Raw genomic sequence first — 23,318 nt, forward strand, 5'->3', positions numbered from 1 at the left:
AATGAAAGCAAAGTGAGGCCATCATGACGGTTATTCATACCAGCGAAACGCTCCCCGCCGACCACAAAGCGGCGATTCGACAAATAAAACAGGATCTGCGCGCGCAAATTGGCGACGTGCAGGCCGTGTTCGATCGGCTGACGGCGAGGATTAGCGCACGTCTGGACGAAATTGACGCCGTCAAGGCGCGCGGGGAAGAGGTGTGGCCGATTATCCCGTTCAGCGATATTGCACAGGGCAAAGTGAGCGATGCCCAGCGCGAGGCCATCAGGCGCCGCGGCTGCGCGGTGATCAGAGGCCACTTCTCACGCGAACGGGCGCTGGCGTGGGACAACTCGATGCTGGAATACCTCGACCTCAACCGCTTCGACGACGTCTACAAAGGACCGGGCGATACCTTCTTCGGCTCCCTCGACGCCTCGCGCCCGGAGATTTACCCGATTTACTGGTCACAGGCGCAGATGCAGGCGCGGCAGAGCGACGAAATGGCCGCGGTGCAGTCGTTCCTCAACCGCCTGTGGACCTTTAGCCGGGACGGCAAGCAGTGGTTCGACCCTGACGTCAGCGTTATCTACCCTGACCGCATCCGCCGCCGCCCGCCGGGCACCACCTCGAAGGGGCTGGGAGCGCATACCGATTCAGGCGCCCTCGAGCGCTGGCTGCTGCCGGCTTATCAGCAGGTGTTTGCCAACGTCTTTAACGGCAATATCGACGCTTACGACCCGTGGGATGCGGCGCACCGCACCGAGGTGGAAGAGTACACCGTCGATAACACCACCAAATGCTCGGTATTCCGCACCTTCCAGGGCTGGACCGCGCTCTCCGATATGATCCCGGATCAGGGCCTGCTGCACGTGGTGCCGATTCCGGAGGCGATGGCCTACGTTCTGCTGCGTCCGCTGCTCGATGACGTCCCTGACGACGAGCTGTGCGGCGTGGCGCCGGGTAAAGTGCTGCCGATTTCCGAGAAATGGCACCCGCTGCTGATTAAAGCGCTGAGCGCGATCCCGGCCATCAGCGCCGGCGATTCGGTGTGGTGGCACTGCGACGTGATCCACTCGGTGGCGCCGGTCGAAAACCAGCAGGGCTGGGGCAACGTGATGTATATCCCCGCCGCGCCGCTGTGCGAGAAGAATCTCGCCTACGCGCACAAGGTTAAAATCGCGCTGGAGAAAGGCGCGTCGCCGGGTGATTTTCCGCGTGAAGACTATGAAGCCGACTGGCAGGCGCGCTTTACCCTCGACGATCTCAACGTCCACGGCAAACGCGCGCTGGGCATCGAGGTTTAATCGTCGTACAGCCCCTGTTGCTCAACGGCGGTGCGGCGGCTACCGGGCCGTATCCGCCGTACCGAATCCCGCACCGCCAGCGTGCCGTTTAGCAGCAGCGAGCCGCTCGGGGCCTGGGGGCGGATCAGCCGCTGCTGCAGAAGCTGCACCGCCTCCGTGCCGAGCTCATCGCGCGGGACGTGAACGGCGGTAAGCGGCACATCCTGGATGGCGGCGAGGTTAAACCCGTCAATGCTCATGACCGAGATGTCCTGAGGAACCCGCAGGCCGCGCTTTTGCAGGGCATTGACGGCCCCCACCGCCATATAGTCTCCGCCGACCAGAAAGGCCGTCGGCAGCGGCTTCCCGGCCTGAGCGTCGAGCCACTCCCCCACCTGCTCCTCCGTCTCCCTGGCGCTGAAGTTCGCCACGCCGATCAGATCCCGCCCGTCGGTAAAACGCAGGTTGCGCGCGCGCCAGGCCTCCTTGATGCCCACCAGCCGCAGCTCCATGGTGTAGCGGCGCAGGCACATCACGTTCATGACCGCCCGATGCCCCATCTCAAACAGATAGCGCGCGGCAAACTGGCCGATCAGCCGGTGATCCGGGGCGATCGACGACAGGCGCATGCCCTCATCCCGGCAGTTGATCAGCACGCAGGGTTTGGCAAAATCGGCGGCCAGATCGTGAATATGCGGATCGTCAATACCCAGCAGAATGGCCGCCTCGGTCTCCGCTTCGTTCATGCGGGCCAAAAACAGGTTGGCGTCGCTGTCGTTCTCTTCCAGCGCGCAGGTCCGCAGGCGGACCTCATGCGGCGCCAGCGCATTATTGATGCTCTGAATCACGCGGTAGTAATAGATATCGGAGCGCTCATCAAACGCCCGGGAAGGGGCGAAAACCACCAGGCTGTTCAGCAGCATGCGTCCGGCGGCGAGCCCCTCCATTACCCCCATTTCGCGGGCACACTGCAGGACCCGCTGGCGCGCCTTTTCGCTGGTGTTCGCTTTACCCGCCAGCACCCGGGAAACGGTACTCGCCGACATCCCCGTACGGGCCGCGATTTCGGCAATTCTCAGCTTTTTATCCATTTTGTGATCCAGCTCTATCTTGCAAATGAAAGAATTTTCATGGCGCCAAAAAGCAGTTTATCAAGCCAGATTCGCTACCTGTCGTGAGCATCTCCTCACCTCATGAAAAAACTTGCATAAATAAGGCTATTGGCCGCTCATTTTCTATCTTAACCTGAATTGGTCCGATAACTTCCATACTAGTTATACGGAAAGACGAATAAATAAAACAATAATATTCATAACGTTAATAAAACAGGTATGACAACTCAGGGATTGAGCATCGGTCATTTCCCCCTACAAAGTTCTTGTGGAGAGTTCTATGAGCCAAGGCCTCAACAACGATATGGCGGTCAGCAAATCTCGCCGCGTGGTCAAAAACCTGCGCTGGTGGATGCTGACCCTGTTTCTGCTCGGCGTCACCGTTAACTACATTACCCGCAACTCCTTAGGCATTATCGCCCCCGAGCTGAAGACAACGCTGGGCATCACCACCGAGCAGTACTCATGGATCGTCGGCGCTTTTCAGCTGGCCTACACCCTCTTCCAGCCTCTCTGCGGCTGGCTGATTGACGTGATTGGCCTGAAGCTGGGCTTTATGATCTGCGCCACCCTGTGGGCCGTCGCCTGTATCGCCCACGCCGGTGCCGGCAGCTGGCTGCACCTCGCGCTGCTGCGTTTTTTCATGGGCGGAGCAGAAGCCGCCGCCACCCCGGCCAACGCCAAAACCATCGGCGAATGGTTTCCAAAATCTGAACGCCCGATAGCCGCCGGCTGGGCCGGCGTCGGTTTCTCCATCGGCGCGATGCTGGCGCCGCCGATCATCTATTTTGCTCACGCCTCTTTCGGCTGGCAGGGCGCGTTTATGTTCACCGGGGTGCTGGCGCTGCTGTGGGTGATCCTGTGGTGGGCCTTTTACCACAATCCGGAAAAGCATCCGAATCTGGGCAAGTCGGAGCTGGAGTTTATCCGTCAGGATAACGAGCCGCCGGCGGTAAAGCTGCCGTTCTTTACCGCGCTGAAAACCGTGTCGAAAAATAAGCGCTTCTACGGTATTGCGATCCCGGCCTTTATGGCTGAGCCCGCCTGGGCGGTCCTGAGCTTTTGGGTGCCGCTGTACCTCGCCAAAGAGCACGGCATGGATCTCAAACAAATAGCCATGTTCGCCTGGCTGCCGTTCCTCGCCGCCGATCTCGGCAGCGTGGTGAGCGGCTATCTGACCAGACTCTATACCCGCTGGTTCGGCTGTTCACGGGTTAACTCGGTGGTGGCAAGCTCGCTGACCGGCGCGTTCCTGATGATTTCGCTGGCCCTCGTCGCCATTACCCGCGACCCCTACGTCACCATCGTCCTGATCTCCATCGGCGGCTTCGGCCACCAGATTATCTCCTGCATGCTGAGCGCGCTGGTGGTGGAGTCGTTCGATAAGGGCCAGATGGCGACCGTCAACGGCATGCGCGGCTCCGCCGCCTGGATCGCCAGCTTCCTGTTCTCCTTATTAATCGGGGTGACCGCCGACAAGATTGGCTTCAACCCGCTATTCGTCGCCATGGGCTTCTTTGACCTGATTGGCGCGGTCTTCCTGGTCGCTTTTATTGCTGAACGTCGCGCCAAACGCGCCTGAGAGTGGATGTAAAAATGAAAACGTTGAAACACTGGAAATTGCAACAGCAGCTGGCCCACCACGTTGAGCTGGCGGTGGACGGGCAGCACACCCTGTGCCTGTACGTGCTGGAAGAAAACCTGTTCCGCGTCCTGCTTAAACGCAGAGGAGAGCTGGCGCTGGACCGCACCTGGAGCATCGCCCCGCAGCAGGACGTCCCCTGGGAGGGGCGCAGCCGCGACGACATCAGCGGATTTACCCTCCCCGCCTGGAGCCTGGAGCAGCAGCAGGAGACCCTGACGGTGGCCACCGAACGGCTGCGCGTCACCGTCCACCAGCCGCTGTGGCTGGAGTGGAGCTACCGCGACGATGCCGGAGAGTGGCAGCCGCTGGTTAACGACCGTCCGACCAGCGCCTATCTGGTCAACGCCCACAGCGACGGCGTCGCCCACTACCAGAGCCGGCGTCAAGATGAACGCTTCTACGGACTGGGCGAAAAGGCGGGCAACCTGCAGCGCAACGGGAATCGCTACGAGATGCGCAACCTGGATGCGATGGGCTATAACGCCGTCAGCACCGATCCGCTGTATAAGCACATCCCCTTCACCATCGCCCAGCGCAGCGATATCAGCTACGGCCTGTTCTACGATAACCTCAGCAGCTGCTGGCTGGATCTGGGCAACGAAATCGACAACTACCACACCGCCTATCGCCGCTGGCAGGCCGAAGCGGGCGATATTGATTACTACATGTTTACCGGCAAGCGCGTGCTGGACGTCACCAAAGCCTTTGTCCGCCTGACCGGGAAAACGCTGTTCGGGCCGAAGTGGAGCCTGGGCTACAGCGGCTCGACGATGCACTATACCGACGCGCCGGATGCGCAAAACCAGCTGATGAACTTTATCCGCCTCTGCGAAGAGCACGCCATTCCGTGCGACTCGTTCCAGCTCTCCTCCGGCTATACCTCGATCGGCGGTAAGCGCTACGTCTTTAACTGGAATTACGACAAGGTTCCGCAGCCGAAGGTGATGAGCCAGCGCTTCCACGACGCGGGCATCAAGCTGGCGGCCAACATCAAGCCCTGCCTGCTGCAGGATCACCCGCGCTATCGCGAGGTCGCGGAGCGCGGGCTGTTTATTCAGGACTCCGAAAGCGAATCCCCGGAGCGCTCCAGCTTCTGGGATGACGAAGGGTCGCACCTCGACTTCACCAACCCGCAAACCGTCGCCTGGTGGCAGGAGGGAGTCACCGCTCAGCTGCTGGAGATGGGGATTGATTCGACGTGGAACGACAATAACGAATTTGAAGTCTGGGACGGCGAGGCGCGCTGCCACGGTTTTGGCCAGGAGATTGCTATCAAGCATATCCGCCCGGTAATGCCGCTGCTGATGATGCGCGCGTCGCTGGAGGCCCAGCAGCGCTTTGCCCCGGAGAAACGCCCGTACCTGATCTCACGCTCCGGCTGCGCCGGGATGCAGCGCTACGTGCAAACCTGGAGCGGCGATAACCGCACTAATTGGGATACCCTGCGCTACAACACCCGCATGGGGCTGGGAATGAGCCTCTCCGGTCTCTATAACGTCGGCCACGACGTCGGCGGCTTCTCCGGCGATAAGCCGGACGCCGAGCTGTTCGTGCGCTGGGTGCAGAACGGGGTGATGCATCCGCGCTTTACGATCCACTCATGGAACGACGATCGCACGGTCAACGAGGCGTGGATGTATCCGGCGGTCCTGCCGGCGATTCGCGGCGCGATTGAGCTGCGCTATCGCCTGCTGCCCTACCTCTACACCCTGCTGTGGCAGGCGCACGCTGACGATGAGCCGATGCTGCGCCCGACCTTCCTCGATCACCAGCATGACCCGCAGACCTTCGAGGAGTGCGACGACTTCCTGCTCGGCCGCGATCTCCTCGTCGCCAGCGTCGTGGAGCCCGGCCAGCGCCAGCGCCCGACGTGGCTGCCGGAAAACGAGTCCGGCTGGTACGACTTTTATAGCGGGGAGTGGTTCGCCGGCGGCCAGTGGATAACGCTTGATGCGCCGCTGGAAAAACTGCCGCTGATGGTGCGCGCCGGGGCGGGTCTGCCGCTCAGCGAGAGGATCGTCCACGTTGACGCCAAAAAAGACGACAGCCGCGAGCTGAAGCTGTTTCCGCTCAAGGGTGCGGGCTCAACGAGCGGCCTGCTCTTTGAAGATGACGGCGAGAGCTGGGGCTATCGCGACGGCGACGCGCTGTGGCTGGGGTGGGAGATGACCTGCAGCGCCAGCACCATCAATCTGCAGGTGAACGCGCGCGGCCGCTACCGCCCGGCGTGGAAGGCGCTGAAGATAACGCTCCCCGCCGGTGAAAAGCGCCGGCTGTTGGTGAATGGTAAAGACGTCGGCGAGTGGCTGCTGGACTAAAGGCAATAAAAAACCCCGGTCGCGCGAGGCTGACCGGGGCTTTATGTTCACTCCCCGGCAGCGCAGGCGCGTGCCGGGGCGGGCGGCGGACGTTAACCGTCGATGCCTTTGCTGCGCAGATAATCTTCGTAATTACCGCTAAAGTCGATGACGCGCTGCGGCGTAATTTCAATCACGCGGGTCGCCAGCGAGCTGACAAACTCGCGGTCGTGGGAGACGAAAATCAGGGTGCCCTGATACATCTCCAGCGCCATGTTCAGCGATTCGATAGATTCCATATCCAGGTGGTTGGTCGGTTCGTCCATCACCAGAATGTTGGGTTTCTGCATCATCAGCTTACCGAACAGCATGCGGCCCTTTTCGCCACCTGACAGCACTTTGGCCGGCTTTTTGATATCGTCCTGGCTGAACAGCAGGCGGCCGAGGAAGCTGCGCACAACCTGCTCGTCGTCACCATCCTGCTTCCACTGGCTCATCCAGTCGAACACGCTCAGATCGTTATCGAAGTCTTCGGCGTGATCCTGCGCGTAGTAGCCAATCTGCGCATTCTCGGACCATTTAACGGTACCGTTATCCGGCGTCAGTTCACCAACCAGGGTTTTCAGCATGGTAGTTTTACCCACGCCGTTGGCACCCAGAATGGCAATCTTCTCGCCCACTTCCAGCAGCAGATTGAATTTTTTAAACAGCGGGCCGTTATCAAAACCTTTCGCCAGTTCTTCGACAGCCAGCGCGTTACGGAACAGCTTCTTGTCCTGCTCGAAGCGCATGAACGGGTTCTGACGGCTGGAGGCCTTCACTTCGTCGAGCTTGATTTTATCAATCTGACGGGCGCGAGAAGTCGCCTGACGTGATTTAGAGGCGTTGGCGCTAAAGCGGCTGACGAAGGATTGCAGGTCGGCAATCTGCGCCTTTTTCTTGGCGTTATCAGACAGCAGACGCTCGCGAGCCTGGGTGGCCGCGGTCATGTATTCGTCGTAGTTACCGGCATACACGCGCAGTTCGCCGTAGTCGAGATCCGCCATGTGGGTACACACCATGTTAAGGAAATGACGGTCGTGCGAAATGATGATCATGGTGCTGTCACGTTCGTTGAGCGTCTGCTCCAGCCAGCGAATGGTGTCGATGTCGAGGTTGTTCGTCGGTTCATCGAGCAGCAGGATGTCCGGGTTTGAGAACAGCGCCTGGGCCAGCAGGACGCGCAGCTTCCAGCCGGGAGCGACTTCGCTCATCGGGCCGTAATGCTGTTCTACCGGGATACCAACGCCGAGCAGCAGTTCACCGGCGCGGGCTTCAGCGGAGTAGCCGTCCATCTCGCCGTAGGTCACTTCCAGATCCGCCACCTTATAGCCGTCGGCTTCGCTCATTTCCGCCAGGCCGTAGATGCGATCGCGCTCCTGCTTCACTTCCCACAGCTCGCCGTGGCCCATGATGACCGTATCCAGCACGGTGAACTCTTCGAACGCGAACTGGTCCTGACGCAGCTTACCGATACGCTCGTTCGGATCGAGGGACACGTTGCCCAGCGTTGGCTCCAGATCGTTGCCGAGGATCTTCATAAAGGTAGATTTACCGCTACCGTTGGCGCCAATCAGGCCGTAACGGTTGCCGCCGCCAAATTTGACGGAGATGTTTTCGAACAGCGGCTTGCTGCCAAACTGCATGGTGACGTTGCTGGATACTAGCACGGGGTTATCCTGAAAAAAGAGAATGAGAAGTGTGACACATCGGACATTATGCCAGCAAAACCATCTCTTTTCACGGTCTGCGGTGAATTCCCTTACCGCTGACGCCGCGTACGGCGCCTTTTGCCCCCCGCCGCCGGCGTCCTGCAGGCCTCAGCGGCGGCCCGGCGGCCCCAGGCATGCCGTGCGATCGCCCCTGTGACGGCGCGGCTTCGCCGGTTAAAGGACGACACTTGAAACAAGCAGCAAAAAAGTGTGATTTCGTACACATCTCATTTCCCTGTTGGCGGGAATGCACATATAATGCGCTCCCATCTACTCCCTGAAAAATCTAACAAAGGCCTGTGTGGCTTTAACATCGCACACGACATGATGAATATGAAATTATCGACACTCCTTGCGGCAGCCTTCGCCATCGTGGGCTTTTGCAACACAGCATCCGCTGTAACCTATCCTCTGCCGACCGACGGTAGCCGACTGATTGGCCAGAACCAGGTTGTCACGGTTCCGGACGACAACAAACAGCCGCTGGAATACTTCGCCGCCAAATACCAGATGGGTCTGTCCAACATGCTGGAAGCGAACCCGGGCGTCGATACCTACCTGCCGAAAGGCGGTACCGTGCTGAATATCCCGCAGCAGCTGATTCTGCCGGACACCGTGCATGAAGGTATCGTGATCAACAGCGCGGAAATGCGTCTTTACTACTACCCGAAAGGCACCAACACCGTGATCGTGCTGCCGATTGGTATCGGCCAGCTGGGCAAAGATACGCCGATCAACTGGGTGACCAAGGTTGAGCGCAAGAAAGCTGGCCCGACCTGGACGCCGACGGCGAAAATGCACGCCGAATACGTCGCAGCCGGTAACCCGCTGCCGGCCGTAGTGCCGGCCGGTCCTGACAACCCGATGGGTCTGTACGCGCTCTACATCGGTCGTCTGTACGCGATCCACGGCACCAACGCCAACTTCGGTATCGGCCTGCGCGTCAGCCACGGCTGCGTGCGTCTGCGCAACGACGATATCAAATTCCTGTTTGAGAACGTGCCGGTCGGCACCCGAGTCGAATTTATCGATGAGCCGGTGAAAGCCACCAGCGAGCCGGACGGCAGCCGCTATGTTGAAGTCCACAACCCGCTGTCGACCACCGAAGCCCAGTTCCAGGGCGGTGAGATCGTCCCGATTACGCTGAACAAATCCGTACAGGCCGTCACCGGCCAGTCAGACGTCGATCAGAGCGTGGTTGAGCAGGCGGTGCAGAACCGTTCCGGTATGCCGGTACGTCTGAACTGATCCTGAGCGCCGTGCGCAAAAAAGGGCGAGGTGAAAACCTCGCCCTTTTCTTTTCGCCTGACGTCAGCCGTTGTTCACGATAACGATGCCGCCGTGATCGTAGCGGTAGTGACAGTGGGCATACTCCAGCGGCGTACCGTCCTCCAGGTAGATAACCTGCTCAACTTCCAGCACCGGATCGCCGGCTTCGCACACCAGGTGCTGCTGTTCGAGCTCGCCGGGCTTAATGGCGCGCACCACGCGGTACGACCCCATTATCTTCAGCCCAAGCGTTTCAACATACTGGAATACGGAGCTTTCGAGGTGGCTTTTATTCAGGCCGGGTACCAGATTCACCGGCATCACCGTGGCGTCCAGCGACATCGGCTCGTCGTTGAGCAACCGCAGGCGCACGAAGTCATAAACCGGCGAATCGGCATTAATCAGCAGCGAAGTCTGCTCCTTCTCGCTGGGAAAGCGCAGCTCGAAGCGCACCACCTTGCTGCTGACCGCCCCCAGGTGGGCCCAGGTTTTGGTGGCGCCAAAATAGTCGCTTCCCGGAAGATCCCACTGCGAAAGCTGAAGAAAGTTTTTACGCACGAAGGTGCCCTGCCCCTTGCGGGTATAAATCAATCCTTCAACAATAAGCTGGCGCATCGCCTGCTGGATGGTCATCCTGCTGGTGTTAAACTCCGCCGCCAGCGCAAACTGGTCGGGTAATGGCATGCTGGCGGGGTACTGCTGGCTGATAATCCGCTTTTTAATTTCCCGCGCGATCAAAAGATACTTCGCCGCCATCGTCCTTCCTTATTATTCATTTATCCCATTGTTTTTTAAGGCCACTCTCTCAGATATTTTGAGAAATGGCAGGTAGAAGAATACACCAAAGATGATGATTATCAACTGCACCACCACCGCCCGCCAGTCCCCCGCCGTTGCCAGCCAGGCGCTGAGTACCGGCGGCGTGGTCCACGGGATCATCACCACGCAGCGCGACATAAGCCCGAGCGTGGTACACATCCAGGCGAAAAATATACCGATGGCGGGAAGCAGCACGAACGGGATCATCAGCGGCACGTTGAAAACGATCGGCAGACCGAAAATCACCGGTTCGTTGATATTGAACAGCCCCGGGGTAATGGCCAGACGCGCCACCTGCTTCGAGGCCTGCTGACGCGAGAAGAGAAAAATGGCGATCAGCAGAGAAATGGTGCTGCCGGTGCCGCCCACCATGCCGAAGGTCGGCACGAAAATATTGTTAATAATATGTGGAATCGGCTGGCCGCTGGCGTAGGCCAGCATATTCTCGTTGGTATTAATTAGCAGGAACGGTTCCAGCACCACGCTATTCACAACCGATTGATGAATACCCAGCGTAAACAGGAAGTTGCCGAAGCTGTAGATAAAAATAGTCCCCGGCAGGCTGGTATTAATCAAGCGCAGCGGCTGCTGGATAAGCGTGGTGATCAGATGGATAAGATCGGTGTGCAGCAGGTTATTCAGCAGGGCGGCCAGCGCCGCAAACAGCGACAGCGTAAGAATGGCTGGGATGAGCGAAGAAAACGACTGGCCCACCGCCGGCGGCACGTTCTCCCCGAGATTGATGGTCAGGCGCTTGATCCCGGCGATGCGCATAAAGAGTTCCGTCGCCACCAGGCCGATGAGCACGCCGGCGAAAATGCCGGTAGAGCCGATATTGGCGAAGGTCAGTACCGACGTCAGGCTGACCGTCGCCTTCCCGCCAACCGGCACCAGATCCACCTGCATCGGCATCATAATAATAAAGCTGCAAATAGCGATAACGACGGTCGAAACCGGGTTAGCGAAGTTTTTGTTGCGCGCCAGCGACCACGCGATCATCGGCGCAATCAGCAGCGCGGCGATATTCAACGTCCCGTTGATAATCGCATCGCCCCATACCTTAAAGCGCACCAGCGTCTCGCCCTCCAGGATCCAGGGAAACACCACGTTGTTCACCAGCACCGCCAGCCCTGCCAGAATGAAAATTGGCATGACCCCGGCAAACGCATCGCGCAGCGAACGCAGGTGTACCTGGTTGGCGATACGCGCGGAAAACTCAACAAAGCGATCGGTCAAAGACTGCATACTGGACGTTGTATTATCAGACATTTTGCAGAATCCTCTTCATCACTTACCCGTATTCCCCGTCAGGCTGCAGGCAGCGCGCCCGCAGCCTGAAATCTGACGGAGGTAACCCGGTGCGGCCCGCGCGAACTACATCTCTTCGCCGTTGCTGTGGATCGCACGTTTCAGCCAGGCATAGCTTTTCTTCGGCACGCGGTTTAGGTCTTTAAGATCGTGGTTTTCACGGTTGACGTACACCACCCCGTAGCGTTTACGCATATCGCCCTGCGAGCTGAGAATGTCGATAAGCCCCCAGCCGAGATAGCCAATCACCTCCGCGCCGTCCTCAAAAATCGCCTCTTTCATGGCGTTGATATGGTCGCGGTGATAGGCGATACGATAGTCGTCGGCAATCATGTTTTCGCCATCCCAGGACTCAATCACCCCGATACCGTTTTCAATCGGGAATACCGGCAGGCGCCAGTCGTTGTAGTAGCGGGTGATGATGGTACGAAAGCCGAGCGGATCGATTTGCCAGTTCCATTCCGTAGACTTCAGGTACGGGTTGTCCTTATCGCCAAACTGCATGTAGTAGTTCACCTCGGTGCCTTCCGGGATCGGATCGCTGCTGAGCGTGCGGCTGGCGTAATAGCTAAAGGCCATATAGTCATTTTTATTCTGCGCAATCAGGGCTAAATCCTCTGCGCGATAGATATCCTCGAAGCCTTCACGGGCGACCACGGCCATGACCTCGGGGCTGTAGCCCTGGCCGGCATAGACGCGCAGCAGGTTCTGGTTGAGAAACTCATCATGCTGCTGAGCGCAGAAAATATCGCGCGGCCGGCAGGTCGCCGGGTAGATAAGCTGATGCGCCAGCATTCCGCCCATCAGCCTGCCGGGCTGGGTTTCGTGCAGGTACGCGGTCAGATGGACGTGCGCCATCATGGTGTAATGCTGGATCGCGTACAGCTCGCGGAGCGTTTCATCGCCATGCATATAGCCCGCAATGCGGAACGCAATCGGCATGTGGAAAATATTCTGCTCATTGAAGGTCAGCCAGTACTTCACCTTGTCGCCGTAGCAGTCGATCATTTTCTTGCCGTAGCGTACAAACGCCTCCATCACGCGGCGATCGATAAAGCCGTTGTACTCATTCGCCAGCGCCAGCGGCATGTCAAAATGGTACAGGCAAATCATCGGTTCAATGCCGCGGGCAATCAGAGCGTCGATAAAGCGGTGGTAGAAGGCGATACCTTCTTCGTTGAACTCGCCATCGCCGGTCGGGCAAATGCGGCTCCACGAAATCTGGAAGCGGTAGCAGTTCATCCCTAGATCCTGCATTAAATCAAAGTCTTCTTCATAGCGATGGTAGGAGTCGGTCGCCACCTTCCAGTCAGAGGCAAACTCTGAGGGCTCGCGAATGTCGTAAACCGACATCCCCTTTCCACCTTCATTCCACGCCCCCTCCGTCTGCATGCTGGAAACCGAGTTGCCCCATAAAAAATCCTTTGCCAGTGCCTTCATCGTTCGCTCCGTTACTATGACTAGTCATTAAAAATTCATGACTAGTCATATAGAATGAAATGATAAATCACGCAAAGGGGTTGTGTCGTTTTTGTGAGCGATTTCGAAAAGAGAGGGTAGAAAGCGGCGGGACAGCGCCCGCCGTTGAGGAACGAACAGGATTAATCGTTAAGCTGATTGCGGCGATATTCGCCCTGCCGCTCGAGCATCCAGCCGGGATATTCGCGCGGCAGCGCGCTCACCGCATCCAGCTTCCGCAGATCCTCTTCGCTGAGCTGGATTTGAGTGGCGGCAATATTATCCGCCAGCTGATCCGCGCGTTTGGCGCCGATAATCACGCTGGTCACCGCCTGCTGATGGAGCAGCCACGCGAGCGCGACCTGCGCGACCGTCGCGCCTTTGGCGTCCGCCACCTCGCGCATCGCGTCCACGCAATCGAAGGCGCGATCCTTATTCACCGGCGGGAAATCAAATTCCAGCCGACGGCCGCCCGCTTCCCCCTGGCCATCGCGGGTATATTTGCCGCTCAGCAATCCGCCCGCCAGCGGGCTCCAGACCATCAGCCCCAGCCCTTCACTCTGCATCATCGGCACCAGCTCGCGCTCGAGGTCGCGCCCGGCGATGGTGTAGTAAGCCTGCAGGGAGGCAAAGCGCGCCAGCCCGAGGCGTTCAGCAATACCCAGCGCCTTGACGATCTGCCAGGCCGCCCAGTTCGATATGCCGATATAGCGGACGTGCCCCTGGCGGACCAGGGTATCGAGGGCGTAGAGGGTCTCTTCGACGGGTGTCGCCGGATCGAAGCCATGCAGCTGGTAGAGATCGATATGATCGAGCTGCAGGCGGCGCAGGCTCTCTTTGACGCTGCTGAGAATGTGGTAGCGGGAGCTACCGCGGGAGTTAACGCCAGCGGTGCCGGTTTCACCGAACACCTTGGTGGCGACCACCACGTTTTCGCGCGGGACCTTGAGATTTTTTAGCGCCTGGCCGGTTATCTCTTCCGAACGCCCTTCCGAATAGACGTTTGCGGTGTCGATAAAGTTAATGCCAGCATCCAGCGCGCTGCCCACCAGCTGCTCGGCTTCCGCCTGGCGCAGCTGGCCAATTTTGCCCCACATCCCCTCTTCACCGCCAAAGGTCATGGTGCCAAGGCACAGTTCAGAGACAAACAGACCGGTATTTCCGAGTTTTTTATAACGCATCGGACTCTCCTCATCAGGATAATGAACGTCAGCGCTATAGTTATACTCCCGCCCGCACGAGTGCGAATGGGGAGATTCTGTCCGTTTCTTGCCCAATCCTCCGAATATCAGAACCCGAAGTGCAGGATGGCGTAGCCCACCAACGCCGCCCACAGCAGCATCGGCAGAGAGTAAAGATGAAAGCGCCACCAGATGCGCCTGTCCGCCGCCATGCGCAGGGCAATCAGGTTGGCCAGCGAGCCGGGAAGCAGGCCAAAGCCGCCGACGTTCACCGCCCAGGCCAGCAGCGTCGACGGCGGAACGTAGTTGAGCAGCAGAATAGTTGCCGGGACGTTGCTGATGAACTGCGACAGGCCGATCGCCGTCAGCCACAGGCCGCCTGGGGAGAGCTGGCCGACGCTGCTCAGCAGCTGATGCAGGGCCGGCAGCTGGATCAGCAGGTGAACGTCAATAAACATCACCATAAAGACCAGCAGCAGGGACCAGTCAACGTTGATAATCACCACCCGCGCCAGCAGCAAAAAGCCGATGACGATCAGCGCGAGGCCCCAAAGTCCCTGCTTCATCTCTAACGCCGTCAGGAAAACCAGATACAGCGCCAGGCAGCCCCAGACCAGCTTTGGCCGCCAGGAGGGCACCCGCTCGCCGCTGTGATAAGTGAGGCGTACGGCTGAAAAACAGCACCAGCACAGCGCCAGCAGCGTTACCATCATCGCCGCCGCCAGCGGCAGCATCTGCCCGATAAATGCCGGGAAGCTGAGGCCGGAGCGTCCCCACAGCAGAATGTTTTGCGGATTGCCGATCGGCGTCAGCAGCGAGCCGGCGTTCACCGCCAGCGCCTCGAAAATAATCAGCCGGTTAACCGGAATAGCGCACCATTTTTTTAACGTCAGGGTCAGCGGAACGACGATAAAAAGCGCCACATCGTTGGTTAAGAAGGTGGAAAGCAGCGCCGCCGCCAGCACCATAAAGATGGCCAACTGCCGTTCGGTCACAAACCGCCGCGCCATTTTGCGGCCCAGCACGTCAAAATAGCCGCTCAGCTCGACCCCTTTGGTCAGCAGCATCAGCCCGCTGAGGGTAATAATCGTCTGCCAGTCGATAGCCTGAGGCCAGCTGGCAGGGGCAAAGGGCACAAAAATGCTTAATACGCCGGCAATAATCAGCAGTAAATGGAGGAAGCGGTCACCCGCCAGCGCCTGAATAAAGGGCAGGTTCATTCTCCGTGCGGCCCGTACTTGAGCGTGAACTGGCTAAAAGCCTCCAGCGTCTCCTGGCTCACGTGATGCTCCATCCCTTCGGCATCGCGACGGGCAATCTCCGGGCTGACGCCGATCACCAGCAGGAAGTTTTCCACAATCTGATGACGTTCGCGGCTTTCGTGCGCCAGCTTCTCGCCTTCCGGGGTTAAAAAGACCCCGCGCCACGGGATCTGCTCGATCAAACCTACGGTGGCCAGGCGCTTGAGCATTTTCGCGACCGTCGGCTGCGAAACGCCCAGACGCGCGGCCATATCGACCTGACGCGCTTCGCCCACCTCGCGGATCAGATCGGAAATCAACTCAACGTAGTCGTCAATCAGCTCGCGACGATGCGCCTCACGCACCTGACGAAACCCCTCAACGTGCTCTTCAACATTCACTAGCTGCGTCACTTTTTTTGTTATTTGTTTGCCTGCGCGACGGTTCATTGTGCTTCCTCAAATACGTGTGACGCAGCAAGCGTCATCTCAAAGAGGGCCATTGTAAATGATTGGGCCCGTAGCACAAAAAATTAACTTTTTAGCCATAGCTATAAAATATAGCCTGTGCTATATCTGTATGTAATGCAGACATCCTTCAGCGAACGAAGGGCGAAAGCACAGGAGGTTACGATGAACGAACTCAAGAGGTGCTTACAGGTGTTTACCCACTCTCCATTTAAAGTACGCTTAATGCTAATCGGCATGCTGTGTGACCTGCTCAACGGCAAAAAAGAGCAGGACAAACCGGGCAACTAACGCGGCGTCGCGGCACGCCGCTTCATTTTTCGGTCATAATTCCCCGTCATACTGGTCCGTTTCCCCGCCTTTCACCCGCTTTTTTCAAGTTTTGTAAGCTTTCTCCCAAAACAATCCGTTATGGCTAGTTGACCTTAGCATTTGCAAGCCCTATCGTTTGTCAGCCCTGCCACTACTGCGGCTCGCAGAGACCCTCTTCCGGCACTGTCCAGCAGGTTTTACCCCTTGATGCCAGGGGATGCACATGGCGTCTTTTTGATTGTTAACTATGAACCTCACCCTGAAAGAAACGCTGGTCGCTCGTGGATTGGTCCTGAACCCGTGGACCGGATTCTACTTTTTACAGTCTCTGCTGATTAACCTGGCCCTTGGCTACGATTTTAGCCTGCTCTATGCCGTTGCCTTTACATGCGTGCTACATCTGCTGTGGCGCAGCTTTCCGCGCGCGCAGAAGGTAGTGGTCGGCGGCTACTCGCTGCTTGCCGCGCTCTATTATCCGTTTGGCCAGGCCTACGGTGCGCCCAATTTCAATACGCTGCTGGCGCTGCACGCCACCAACGTCGAAGAATCCACCGAAATTTTGACCATCTTCCCGTGGTACAGCTATCTGCTGGCGGTGTTTATTTTTGCGCTGGGCGTCATTGCCGTACGTCGCAAGCCGGACGAACGCAAGCGCTGGAGCAAAATGGACAGCCTCGGCCTGCTGTTCAGCGTCGGTATCTTCTTCCTCCAGCCGGTACAAAATCTGGCCTGGGGCGGCGTCTTCAAGGTGATTGATACCGGCTACCCGGCTCTGCGCTTCGTCAAAGACGTGGTGGTAAATAACAACGAGGTGCTGGATGAGCAGGCGCGCATGGCGCAGCTGGCGAATATCAAGGACAGCTGGCACGTCGTGGCGGTGAAGCCCAAATATCACCTGTACGTGGTGGTGATTGGCGAAAGCGCGCGGCGCGACGCGCTCGGCGCCTTCGGCGGCCACTGGGACAACACCCCTTTCGCCAGCTCGGTGAACGGCTATCTGTTCAACGACTACATTGCGGCCAGCGGTTCAACGCAAAAGTCGCTGGGCCTGACGCTTAACCGGGTCGTTGACGGCAAGCCGCAGTACCAGGATAACTTCGTCACGCTGGCCAACCGCGCGGGCTTCCAGACCTGGTGGTTCTCGAATCAGGGGCAAATCGGTGAGTACGATACGGCGATTGCCAGTATTGCCAAACGCGCCGACGAGGTGCAGTTCCTCAAAAACGGCGATTTTGAGGCCAACAAAAACACCCAGGACGAGCAGCTGCTGAAGCTAACCGAGCAGGTCCTGTCGACCCAGCGCACTCAGCCGCAGCTGATCGTTCTGCACCTGATGGGCTCACACCCGCAGGCCTGCGACCGCACCAGGGGAAAATATACGGTATTCGTGCAGTCGAAGGAGACCTCGTGCTACCTCTACAGCATGACGCAAACCGACGCCCTGCTGGGCAAACTCTATAGCCAGCTGCAGAACTCCGGCGACAGCTTCTCGATGACCTATTTCTCCGATCACGGCCTGGCCTTCAAGGAGCGCGGGAAAGAGGTGCAGTACCTGGCGCACGACGATAAGTTCCAGCAGAACTTCCAGGTGCCGTTCATGGTGCTGTCCAGCGATGATAAAGCGCACAAGGTTATCAAAGCCCGCCGCTCGGCCAACGATTTCCTCGGCTTCTTCTCGCAGTGGACCGGGATTGCCGCCGAGGAAATAAAGCCGCGCTATCGCTTTATCTCCGAGCAAAAGGCCGGACCGGTTTTCATCACCAACTTCCAGCTGCAAAAAGTGGACTATACCCATCTGGGTAGCGACCTGTTCACCACCCAGTAGGCCACCTCATTCGCCATCGGGATGCTGATGGCGACGGGTTTTACCGAATGACAGACAAAAAAAATCCGCCCCTGTGAGGCGGATTTTTTATATCACCGAAGTGATTAGAAGCGGTAACCAACGCCCGCGATCCAGGTACCAACGTCAACGTTACGAATGCGAGACTGCTCGTAAGAGAAGTCCAGAGCAACGTTTTCGATCGGGTTGAACTGCAGACCAGCGCCGTAGGAGAAACCGTAGTCGCTCATGTCAGCTTTGTTCGGGTAGCTGTTGTCCTGGAATTTACCGTAACCCACACCCACTACGCCGTAGATGCTTGCCCAGTCGTTGATGCGGTAAGCTGGACCAGCGGTGATGCCGTAGTACTGGCCTTTTTCGTATACGCCAGATTCGGTGCGATCTTTTGCAGTGTAGGTGAAGGAACCGATAACACCCAGCGGGCTATTGTCTTGCTCGTAACGGTACTTCAGGTTGAAACCGCCTGCTTTATTCGCTTCGCCCTGCATGTCGCTCTGAGCATAACCACCGGTCACGGTAGAAGTTGCAGCGAACGCGGTACCTACGGATGCAGCCAGTACAACAGCCAGTGCTGAAAAACGTGCAATTTTATTCATAACCACCTCAAATGTGTTTCTAATAAGTCCTAAGTCTTAAATATATCAAAAACTTTCGGGAAACTCTTTCCGCTTTACACTGTCTAACATACTTTTTCATGTAACCAAAAGTTTCCACAAAACTATAACAAACTGGAAAACAACCGTTTTTAGCGGATACAATCATATTTATGCGCGTCGCTCGCCGGACGTGCATCCAGATTATTCCTAATCACCAGACGAGTGTTTCAGCGGCGCGCTTCCGATTGTACTCCTCTCTCCGGGGATTTTTTCAACAATAGCTCAACTGCGGTTGGGTAATTCATTTACACTGGAACCTTTACCGGTTTTGACAAATTTTGACAGGAGAAAGGATGCCCGGCTCGTCCCGTAAGGTCCCGGCGTGGTTGCCGACGGCTGTTATTTTAATCGCCATGATCTCTATTCAGAGCGGCGCGTCGCTGGCGAAATCGCTCTTCCCTCTGGTTGGCGCGCCCGGCGTGACGGCCCTGCGCCTGGCGCTAGGCACCCTGATTCTGGTGGTCATTTTCAAGCCCTGGCGGCTGCGCTTCGCCCGCGAACAGCGCCTGCCGCTGCTCTTTTACGGCCTCGCGCTGGGGGCGATGAACTATCTGTTCTATCTCTCAATTCAGCGCATACCGCTGGGCATTGCGGTGGCCCTCGAGTTTACCGGCCCGCTGGCGGTGGCCCTCTTTGGCTCGCGGCGTCCGCTCGACTTCGTATGGGTGGTTCTGGCGGTTCTGGGGCTATGGTATCTCCTGCCGCTGGGGCAGGACGTGGCGCAGGTCGATCTCACCGGTGCGCTGTTGGCGCTGGGCGCCGGGGCCTGCTGGGCGGTCTATATTCTTACCGGCCAGCGCGCGGGCGAAGAGCACGGCCCGGCAACGGTGGCGATGGGCTCGCTCATTGCCGCGGTGATTTTTGTGCCACTGGGTATGCTGCAGGCAACGGATACGCTATTCCAGTGGTCGCTGCTGCCGCTGGGCCTGGCGATCGCCGTGCTCTCTACCGCGCTCCCCTACTCGCTGGAAATGATCGCCCTGACCCGCATGCCGACCAAAACGTTCGGCACGCTGATGAGCATGGAGCCCGCCCTTGCCGCGCTGTCGGGAATGGTGTTCCTTGGCGAGACGCTGACCTTCACGCAAACCCTGGCGCTGGGGGCAATTATCCTCGCCTCGATGGGTTCGACGCTGACCATGCGGCGGGAAACGAAGCTCAAAAAAGTCGATATTGGCTAAATTGTCAGACGGTTCTGTACGGCCGCCGCGCCGTACAGCGCTGACGCATAAAAAACTCAACCCATTGAGTTAAATACCTTTTTAAATTATCAACAAGCCTGCGCTATCAAACCGATAGAGACTACCGACACCGCCTTCTGCGTATCCGTTGCTATACTTGTCCCCATGAGTTACCGGGGGCAAGCGCTCCATATAATTCGATTTGAAGTATGACGAGTATAAATATCAAGAGGATATGAAACTATGAGTACCGCAAAACTGGTTAAAACTAAAGCATCTAACCTGCTCTATACCCGCAACGATATGACCGACAGCGAAAAGAAAGCCACCGTTGAGCTGCTCAATCGTCAGGTTATCCAGTTCATCGACCTGTCGCTGATCACCAAACAGGCTCACTGGAATATGCGCGGTGCCAACTTTATTGCCGTTCATGAAATGCTGGACGGCTTCCGCACGGCGCTGACCGATCACCTCGATACGATGGCCGAACGCGCCGTCCAGCTCGGCGGCGTTGCGCTGGGTACCACTCAGGTTATCAACAGCAAAACTCCGCTGAAAAGCTACCCGCTGGACATTCACACCGTCCAGGACCACCTGAAAGAGCTGGCCGACCGCTACGCGATTGTGGCGAACGACGTGCGCAAAGCGATTAGCGAGGCAAAAGACGAAGATACGGCCGATATCTTCACCGCCGCTTCTCGCGATCTGGATAAATTCCTGTGGTTTATCGAATCTAATATCGAATAATCACCACCCCGACTGCCGTCAGCTCCGCTGGCGGCATTGCCCCACCCTCCTCGCCTCACGTTTCCCGTTTTTTTTATCGCCTCGCTCCATCGCACTATTTTAGTGCATCACAATGGTCAAAATGCGTACTAAAGTAAATCAAATGTAATAATCACCTCACACAATCGTTACAGCAAGATTGTTTTCCCATCGGTGTTTGCGTTAAAAATGCTCTTGTTATTCGGCATATTTATGACGCACCAAAACGACGCCCCGTCGTGGTGCAGATTGCGTTTGCCAGACCCGAAAGCGTGCAACAGGAACCACTCTGGTTGTTATAAAACAACAAGTTGTAAAACTGGCACGATTTTTTCATAGGGTTACTCGTTCTCGCAGGGGATCGTCCCGTGGATATAAAAGGAAATGCTATGAAGTCTGTATTAAAAGTTTCACTGGCTGCACTGACCCTGGCTTTTGCGGTTTCTTCCCAGGCCGCTGAAAAACAACTGATTGTTGCGACCGATACGGCGTTTGTTCCGTTTGAATTTAAGCAAGGCGATAAGTACGTTGGCTTCGATGTCGACCTGTGGGCCGCCATCGCCAAAGAGCTGAAGCTGGACTATGCCCTGAAGCCAATGGATTTCAGCGGCATCATCCCGGCGCTGCAAACGAAAAACATCGACCTCGCGCTGGCGGGGATTACCATTACCGAAGAGCGTAAAAAAGCGATCGACTTCTCCGATGGCTACTATAAAAGCGGCCTGCTGGTGATGGTGAAAGCGAACAACAACGATATCAAAGACGTGAAGGATCTGAACGGCAAAGTGGTCGCGGTTAAAGGCGGCACCGGCTCCGTTGATTACGCCAAGGCTAACATCAAAACCAAAGACCTGCGCCAGTTCCCGAACATCGATAACGCCTACATGGAGCTGGGTACCGGCCGCGCCGATGCCGTGCTGCACGATACGCCAAACATCCTCTACTTCATCAAAACCGCCGGCCACGGCCAGTTCAAAGCGGTAGGTGACTCGCTGGAAGCGCAGAGCTACGGCATCGCGTTCCCGAAAGGCAGCGACGAACTGCGTGAAAAAGTGAACGGCGCGCTGAAAACCCTGCGCGAAAACGGCACCTACAACGAAATTTATAAAAAATGGTTCGGTACTGAGCCAAAATAATAATCAGACCGTATCCGCACGGATATATCTCTTACCGGCCTGCTGAGGTCTGGTAGCCCGGCATAGGCGCTTGCGCCCTCTGCCGGGGATCGCCTCGCAGCAGGCCTGAGTCATTTTTTCTCAGAGGGCCATCCTCTGTTTTCGACACGGTAACAGGAACGAATTATGCAGTTTGACTGGAGTGCCATCTGGCCCGCCATTCCAATTTTGCTGGAAGGCGCCAAAATGACGCTGTGGATCTCGGTCCTCGGCCTGGCTGGCGGTCTGATAATCGGCCTCGTCGCCGGTTTCGCCCGCTGCTTTGGCGGCTGGATAGCGAACCACATCGCGCTGGTCTTTATTGAAATTATTCGCGGCACCCCGATCGTGGTGCAGGTGATGTTTATCTACTTCGCCCTGCCGATGGCGTTTAATGATTTGCGCATCGATCCGTTCTCCGCCGCGGTGGTGACCATCATGATCAACTCCGGCGCCTACATCGCGGAAATTACCCGCGGCGCGGTGCTCTCTATCCACAAAGGCTTCCGCGAAGCCGGCCTGGCGCTCGGCCTGTCACGAAGCGAAACGATTCGCCACGTGATCCTGCCGCTGGCGCTGCGCCGCATGCTGCCGCCGCTGGGTAACCAGTGGATCATCAGCATCAAAGATACCTCGCTCTTTATCGTCATCGGCGTTGCCGAACTGACCCGCCAGGGACAGGAGATTATTGCCGGTAACTTCCGCGCGCTGGAGATCTGGAGCGCCGTTGCCGTTATCTATCTCATTATCACCCTGGTTCTGAGCTTTATTCTGCGCCGTCTTGAAAGAAGGATGAAAATCCTGTGATTGAATTTAAAAACGTTTCCAAGCACTTTGGCCCAACCAAGGTGCTGCACGATATCGATCTGAAGATTAACCAAGGTGAAGTCGTGGTGATTATCGGGCCTTCCGGCTCCGGTAAATCAACCCTACTGCGCTGCATCAACAAACTGGAAGAGATAACCAGCGGCGAGCTGATCGTCGACGGCCTGAAGGTCAACGATCCGAAGGTAGACGATCGCCTGATCCGCCAGGAAGCGGGCATGGTGTTCCAGCAGTTCTATCTGTTCCCGCACCTGACGGCGCTGGAGAACGTCATGTTCGGACCGCTGCGCGTGCGCGGCGCGAAGAAAGAGGCGGCCGAGAAGCTGGCGAAAGATCTGCTGGAAAAAGTGGGGCTGGCGGAACGCGCGCACCACTATCCTTCAGAGCTCTCCGGCGGCCAGCAGCAGCGTGTAGCCATCGCCCGCGCGCTGGCGGTGAAGCCGAAGATGATGCTGTTCGATGAACCTACCTCCGCGCTGGATCCGGAGCTGCGTCATGAAGTGCTGAAGGTGATGCAGGATCTGGCAGAGGAAGGGATGACGATGGTTATCGTGACCCACGAAATCGGCTTCGCCGAAAAAGTGGCCTCGCGCCTGATCTTCATCGACAAAGGGCGTATCGCGGAAGATGGCGATCCGCAGATTCTGGTCAAGAACCCGCCAAGCCCGCGCCTGCGCGAATTCCTGCAGCACGTCGCCTGATAGCCACCGGCTCCCCCGTCGCGGGGAGCCGCTTTCCAGATTCATCCCACCCCCGTCCTCCCGAC

The 23,318-nt window shown here is 57.5% G+C and carries 20 protein-coding genes; 11 read left to right on the plus strand and 9 right to left on the minus strand.

Features of this window, described 5'->3' with window-relative positions; all coding sequences use genetic code 11:
- Positions 1 to 23 precede the first annotated feature (23 nt).
- Positions 24 to 1,289, plus strand: a complete 1,266-nt coding sequence (locus M2416_RS03485; RefSeq protein WP_041144724.1) for a DUF1479 domain-containing protein — start codon at positions 24 to 26, stop codon at positions 1,287 to 1,289.
- Here the strand turns inward: M2416_RS03485 and M2416_RS03490 are convergent.
- Positions 1,286 to 2,359, minus strand: coding sequence for a LacI family DNA-binding transcriptional regulator (locus tag M2416_RS03490; RefSeq protein ID WP_041144723.1), 1,074 nt, complete (start codon positions 2,357 to 2,359; stop codon positions 1,286 to 1,288). The two genes, M2416_RS03485 and M2416_RS03490, sit on opposite strands and share 4 nt — an antisense overlap.
- 301 nt (positions 2,360 to 2,660) lie before the next feature.
- On the opposite strand from M2416_RS03490, the gene M2416_RS03495 reads away from it, so the two are divergent.
- Entirely contained in the window at positions 2,661 to 3,962 is a 1,302-nt protein-coding gene (locus tag M2416_RS03495) for an MFS transporter (protein WP_259222130.1), read from the plus strand.
- Positions 3,963 to 3,976: 14 nt separating this feature from the next.
- Positions 3,977 to 6,343, plus strand: a complete 2,367-nt coding sequence (locus M2416_RS03500) for a glycoside hydrolase family 31 protein (RefSeq protein ID WP_259222132.1) — start codon at positions 3,977 to 3,979, stop codon at positions 6,341 to 6,343.
- Positions 6,344 to 6,435: 92 nt separating this feature from the next.
- On the opposite strand, the gene M2416_RS03505 is transcribed toward M2416_RS03500, so the two are convergent.
- The gene (locus tag M2416_RS03505) at positions 6,436 to 8,031 is read right to left on the minus strand and encodes an ABC-F family ATPase (RefSeq protein ID WP_076945014.1); all 1,596 of its coding nucleotides are present in this window, start codon (positions 8,029 to 8,031) and stop codon (positions 6,436 to 6,438) included.
- Positions 8,032 to 8,400: 369 nt separating this feature from the next.
- Here M2416_RS03505 and ldtB point away from each other — a divergent pair, with 369 nt between their 5' ends.
- The gene (gene ldtB / locus M2416_RS03510) at positions 8,401 to 9,321 is read left to right on the plus strand and encodes a L,D-transpeptidase (RefSeq protein ID WP_115193996.1); all 921 of its coding nucleotides are present in this window, start codon (positions 8,401 to 8,403) and stop codon (positions 9,319 to 9,321) included.
- A gap of 63 nt (positions 9,322 to 9,384) precedes the next feature.
- Here the strand turns inward: ldtB and M2416_RS03515 are convergent, their stop codons facing one another.
- The 6 genes from M2416_RS03515 to mntR all read right to left on the minus strand — a co-directional run bounded on the left by M2416_RS03515 (position 9,385) and on the right by mntR (position 15,798).
- Positions 9,385 to 10,098, minus strand: a complete 714-nt coding sequence (locus tag M2416_RS03515) for a GntR family transcriptional regulator (RefSeq protein ID WP_076945013.1) — start codon at positions 10,096 to 10,098, stop codon at positions 9,385 to 9,387.
- Positions 10,099 to 10,110: 12 nt separating this feature from the next.
- Complete coding sequence (locus M2416_RS03520; RefSeq protein ID WP_045854577.1) at positions 10,111 to 11,430, minus strand: PTS sugar transporter subunit IIC; 1,320 nt, start codon at positions 11,428 to 11,430, stop codon at positions 10,111 to 10,113.
- A 105-nt stretch (positions 11,431 to 11,535) separates the two neighbouring features.
- Positions 11,536 to 12,909 carry a glycoside hydrolase family 1 protein gene (locus M2416_RS03525; protein ID WP_259222139.1) on the minus strand — a complete coding sequence of 458 codons (1,374 nt, stop codon included), beginning with the start codon at positions 12,907 to 12,909 and terminating at the stop codon, positions 11,536 to 11,538.
- 161 nt (positions 12,910 to 13,070) lie between these two features.
- Positions 13,071 to 14,108 carry an aldo/keto reductase gene (locus M2416_RS03530; protein WP_259222140.1) on the minus strand — a complete coding sequence of 346 codons (1,038 nt, stop codon included), beginning with the start codon at positions 14,106 to 14,108 and terminating at the stop codon, positions 13,071 to 13,073.
- A gap of 107 nt (positions 14,109 to 14,215) precedes the next feature.
- Positions 14,216 to 15,328, minus strand: coding sequence for an anion transporter (locus M2416_RS03535; RefSeq protein WP_259222141.1), 1,113 nt, complete (start codon positions 15,326 to 15,328; stop codon positions 14,216 to 14,218).
- On the minus strand, positions 15,325 to 15,798 hold the full coding sequence (gene mntR, locus M2416_RS03540) for a manganese-binding transcriptional regulator MntR (protein WP_076945010.1): 474 nt from the start codon (positions 15,796 to 15,798) through the stop codon (positions 15,325 to 15,327). Before mntR ends, M2416_RS03535 begins: the two co-directional genes overlap by 4 nt.
- A gap of 183 nt (positions 15,799 to 15,981) precedes the next feature.
- On the opposite strand from mntR, the gene mntS reads away from it, so the two are divergent.
- Together mntS and M2416_RS03550 are read left to right on the plus strand one after the other, a co-directional pair.
- Entirely contained in the window at positions 15,982 to 16,107 is a 126-nt protein-coding gene (mntS, locus tag M2416_RS03545; RefSeq protein ID WP_041144714.1) for a manganase accumulation protein MntS, read from the plus strand.
- A gap of 268 nt (positions 16,108 to 16,375) precedes the next feature.
- The gene (locus M2416_RS03550) at positions 16,376 to 17,953 is read left to right on the plus strand and encodes a phosphoethanolamine transferase (protein WP_076945009.1); all 1,578 of its coding nucleotides are present in this window, start codon (positions 16,376 to 16,378) and stop codon (positions 17,951 to 17,953) included.
- Positions 17,954 to 18,057: 104 nt separating this feature from the next.
- On the opposite strand, the gene ompX is transcribed toward M2416_RS03550, so the two are convergent.
- A complete protein-coding gene (gene ompX, locus M2416_RS03555; RefSeq protein ID WP_076945008.1) occupies positions 18,058 to 18,567 on the minus strand; it encodes an outer membrane protein OmpX in 510 nt (169 codons plus the stop codon).
- 353 nt (positions 18,568 to 18,920) lie between these two features.
- On the opposite strand from ompX, the gene rhtA reads away from it, so the two are divergent.
- The 5 genes from rhtA to glnQ all read left to right on the plus strand — a co-directional run bounded on the left by rhtA (position 18,921) and on the right by glnQ (position 23,253).
- Complete coding sequence (rhtA, locus tag M2416_RS03560) at positions 18,921 to 19,808, plus strand: threonine/homoserine exporter RhtA (RefSeq protein ID WP_076945007.1); 888 nt, start codon at positions 18,921 to 18,923, stop codon at positions 19,806 to 19,808.
- Positions 19,809 to 20,051: 243 nt separating this feature from the next.
- Positions 20,052 to 20,555, plus strand: coding sequence for a DNA starvation/stationary phase protection protein Dps (gene dps, locus M2416_RS03565; RefSeq protein WP_259222146.1), 504 nt, complete (start codon positions 20,052 to 20,054; stop codon positions 20,553 to 20,555).
- Between the two features lie 407 nt (positions 20,556 to 20,962).
- Positions 20,963 to 21,709 (plus strand): glutamine ABC transporter substrate-binding protein GlnH, encoded by a 747-nt coding sequence (gene glnH, locus M2416_RS03570; protein ID WP_041144709.1) that lies wholly within the window; start codon positions 20,963 to 20,965, stop codon positions 21,707 to 21,709.
- A gap of 165 nt (positions 21,710 to 21,874) precedes the next feature.
- Complete coding sequence (gene glnP, locus M2416_RS03575; RefSeq protein WP_041144708.1) at positions 21,875 to 22,534, plus strand: glutamine ABC transporter permease GlnP; 660 nt, start codon at positions 21,875 to 21,877, stop codon at positions 22,532 to 22,534.
- The gene (gene glnQ / locus M2416_RS03580) at positions 22,531 to 23,253 is read left to right on the plus strand and encodes a glutamine ABC transporter ATP-binding protein GlnQ (RefSeq protein WP_259222148.1); all 723 of its coding nucleotides are present in this window, start codon (positions 22,531 to 22,533) and stop codon (positions 23,251 to 23,253) included. Before glnP ends, glnQ begins: the two co-directional genes overlap by 4 nt.
- The last annotated feature ends 65 nt before the right edge of the window (positions 23,254 to 23,318 follow it).

The organism is Klebsiella sp. BIGb0132 (assembly GCF_024810075.1).
Taxonomy (GTDB): domain Bacteria; phylum Pseudomonadota; class Gammaproteobacteria; order Enterobacterales; family Enterobacteriaceae; genus Klebsiella; species Klebsiella terrigena.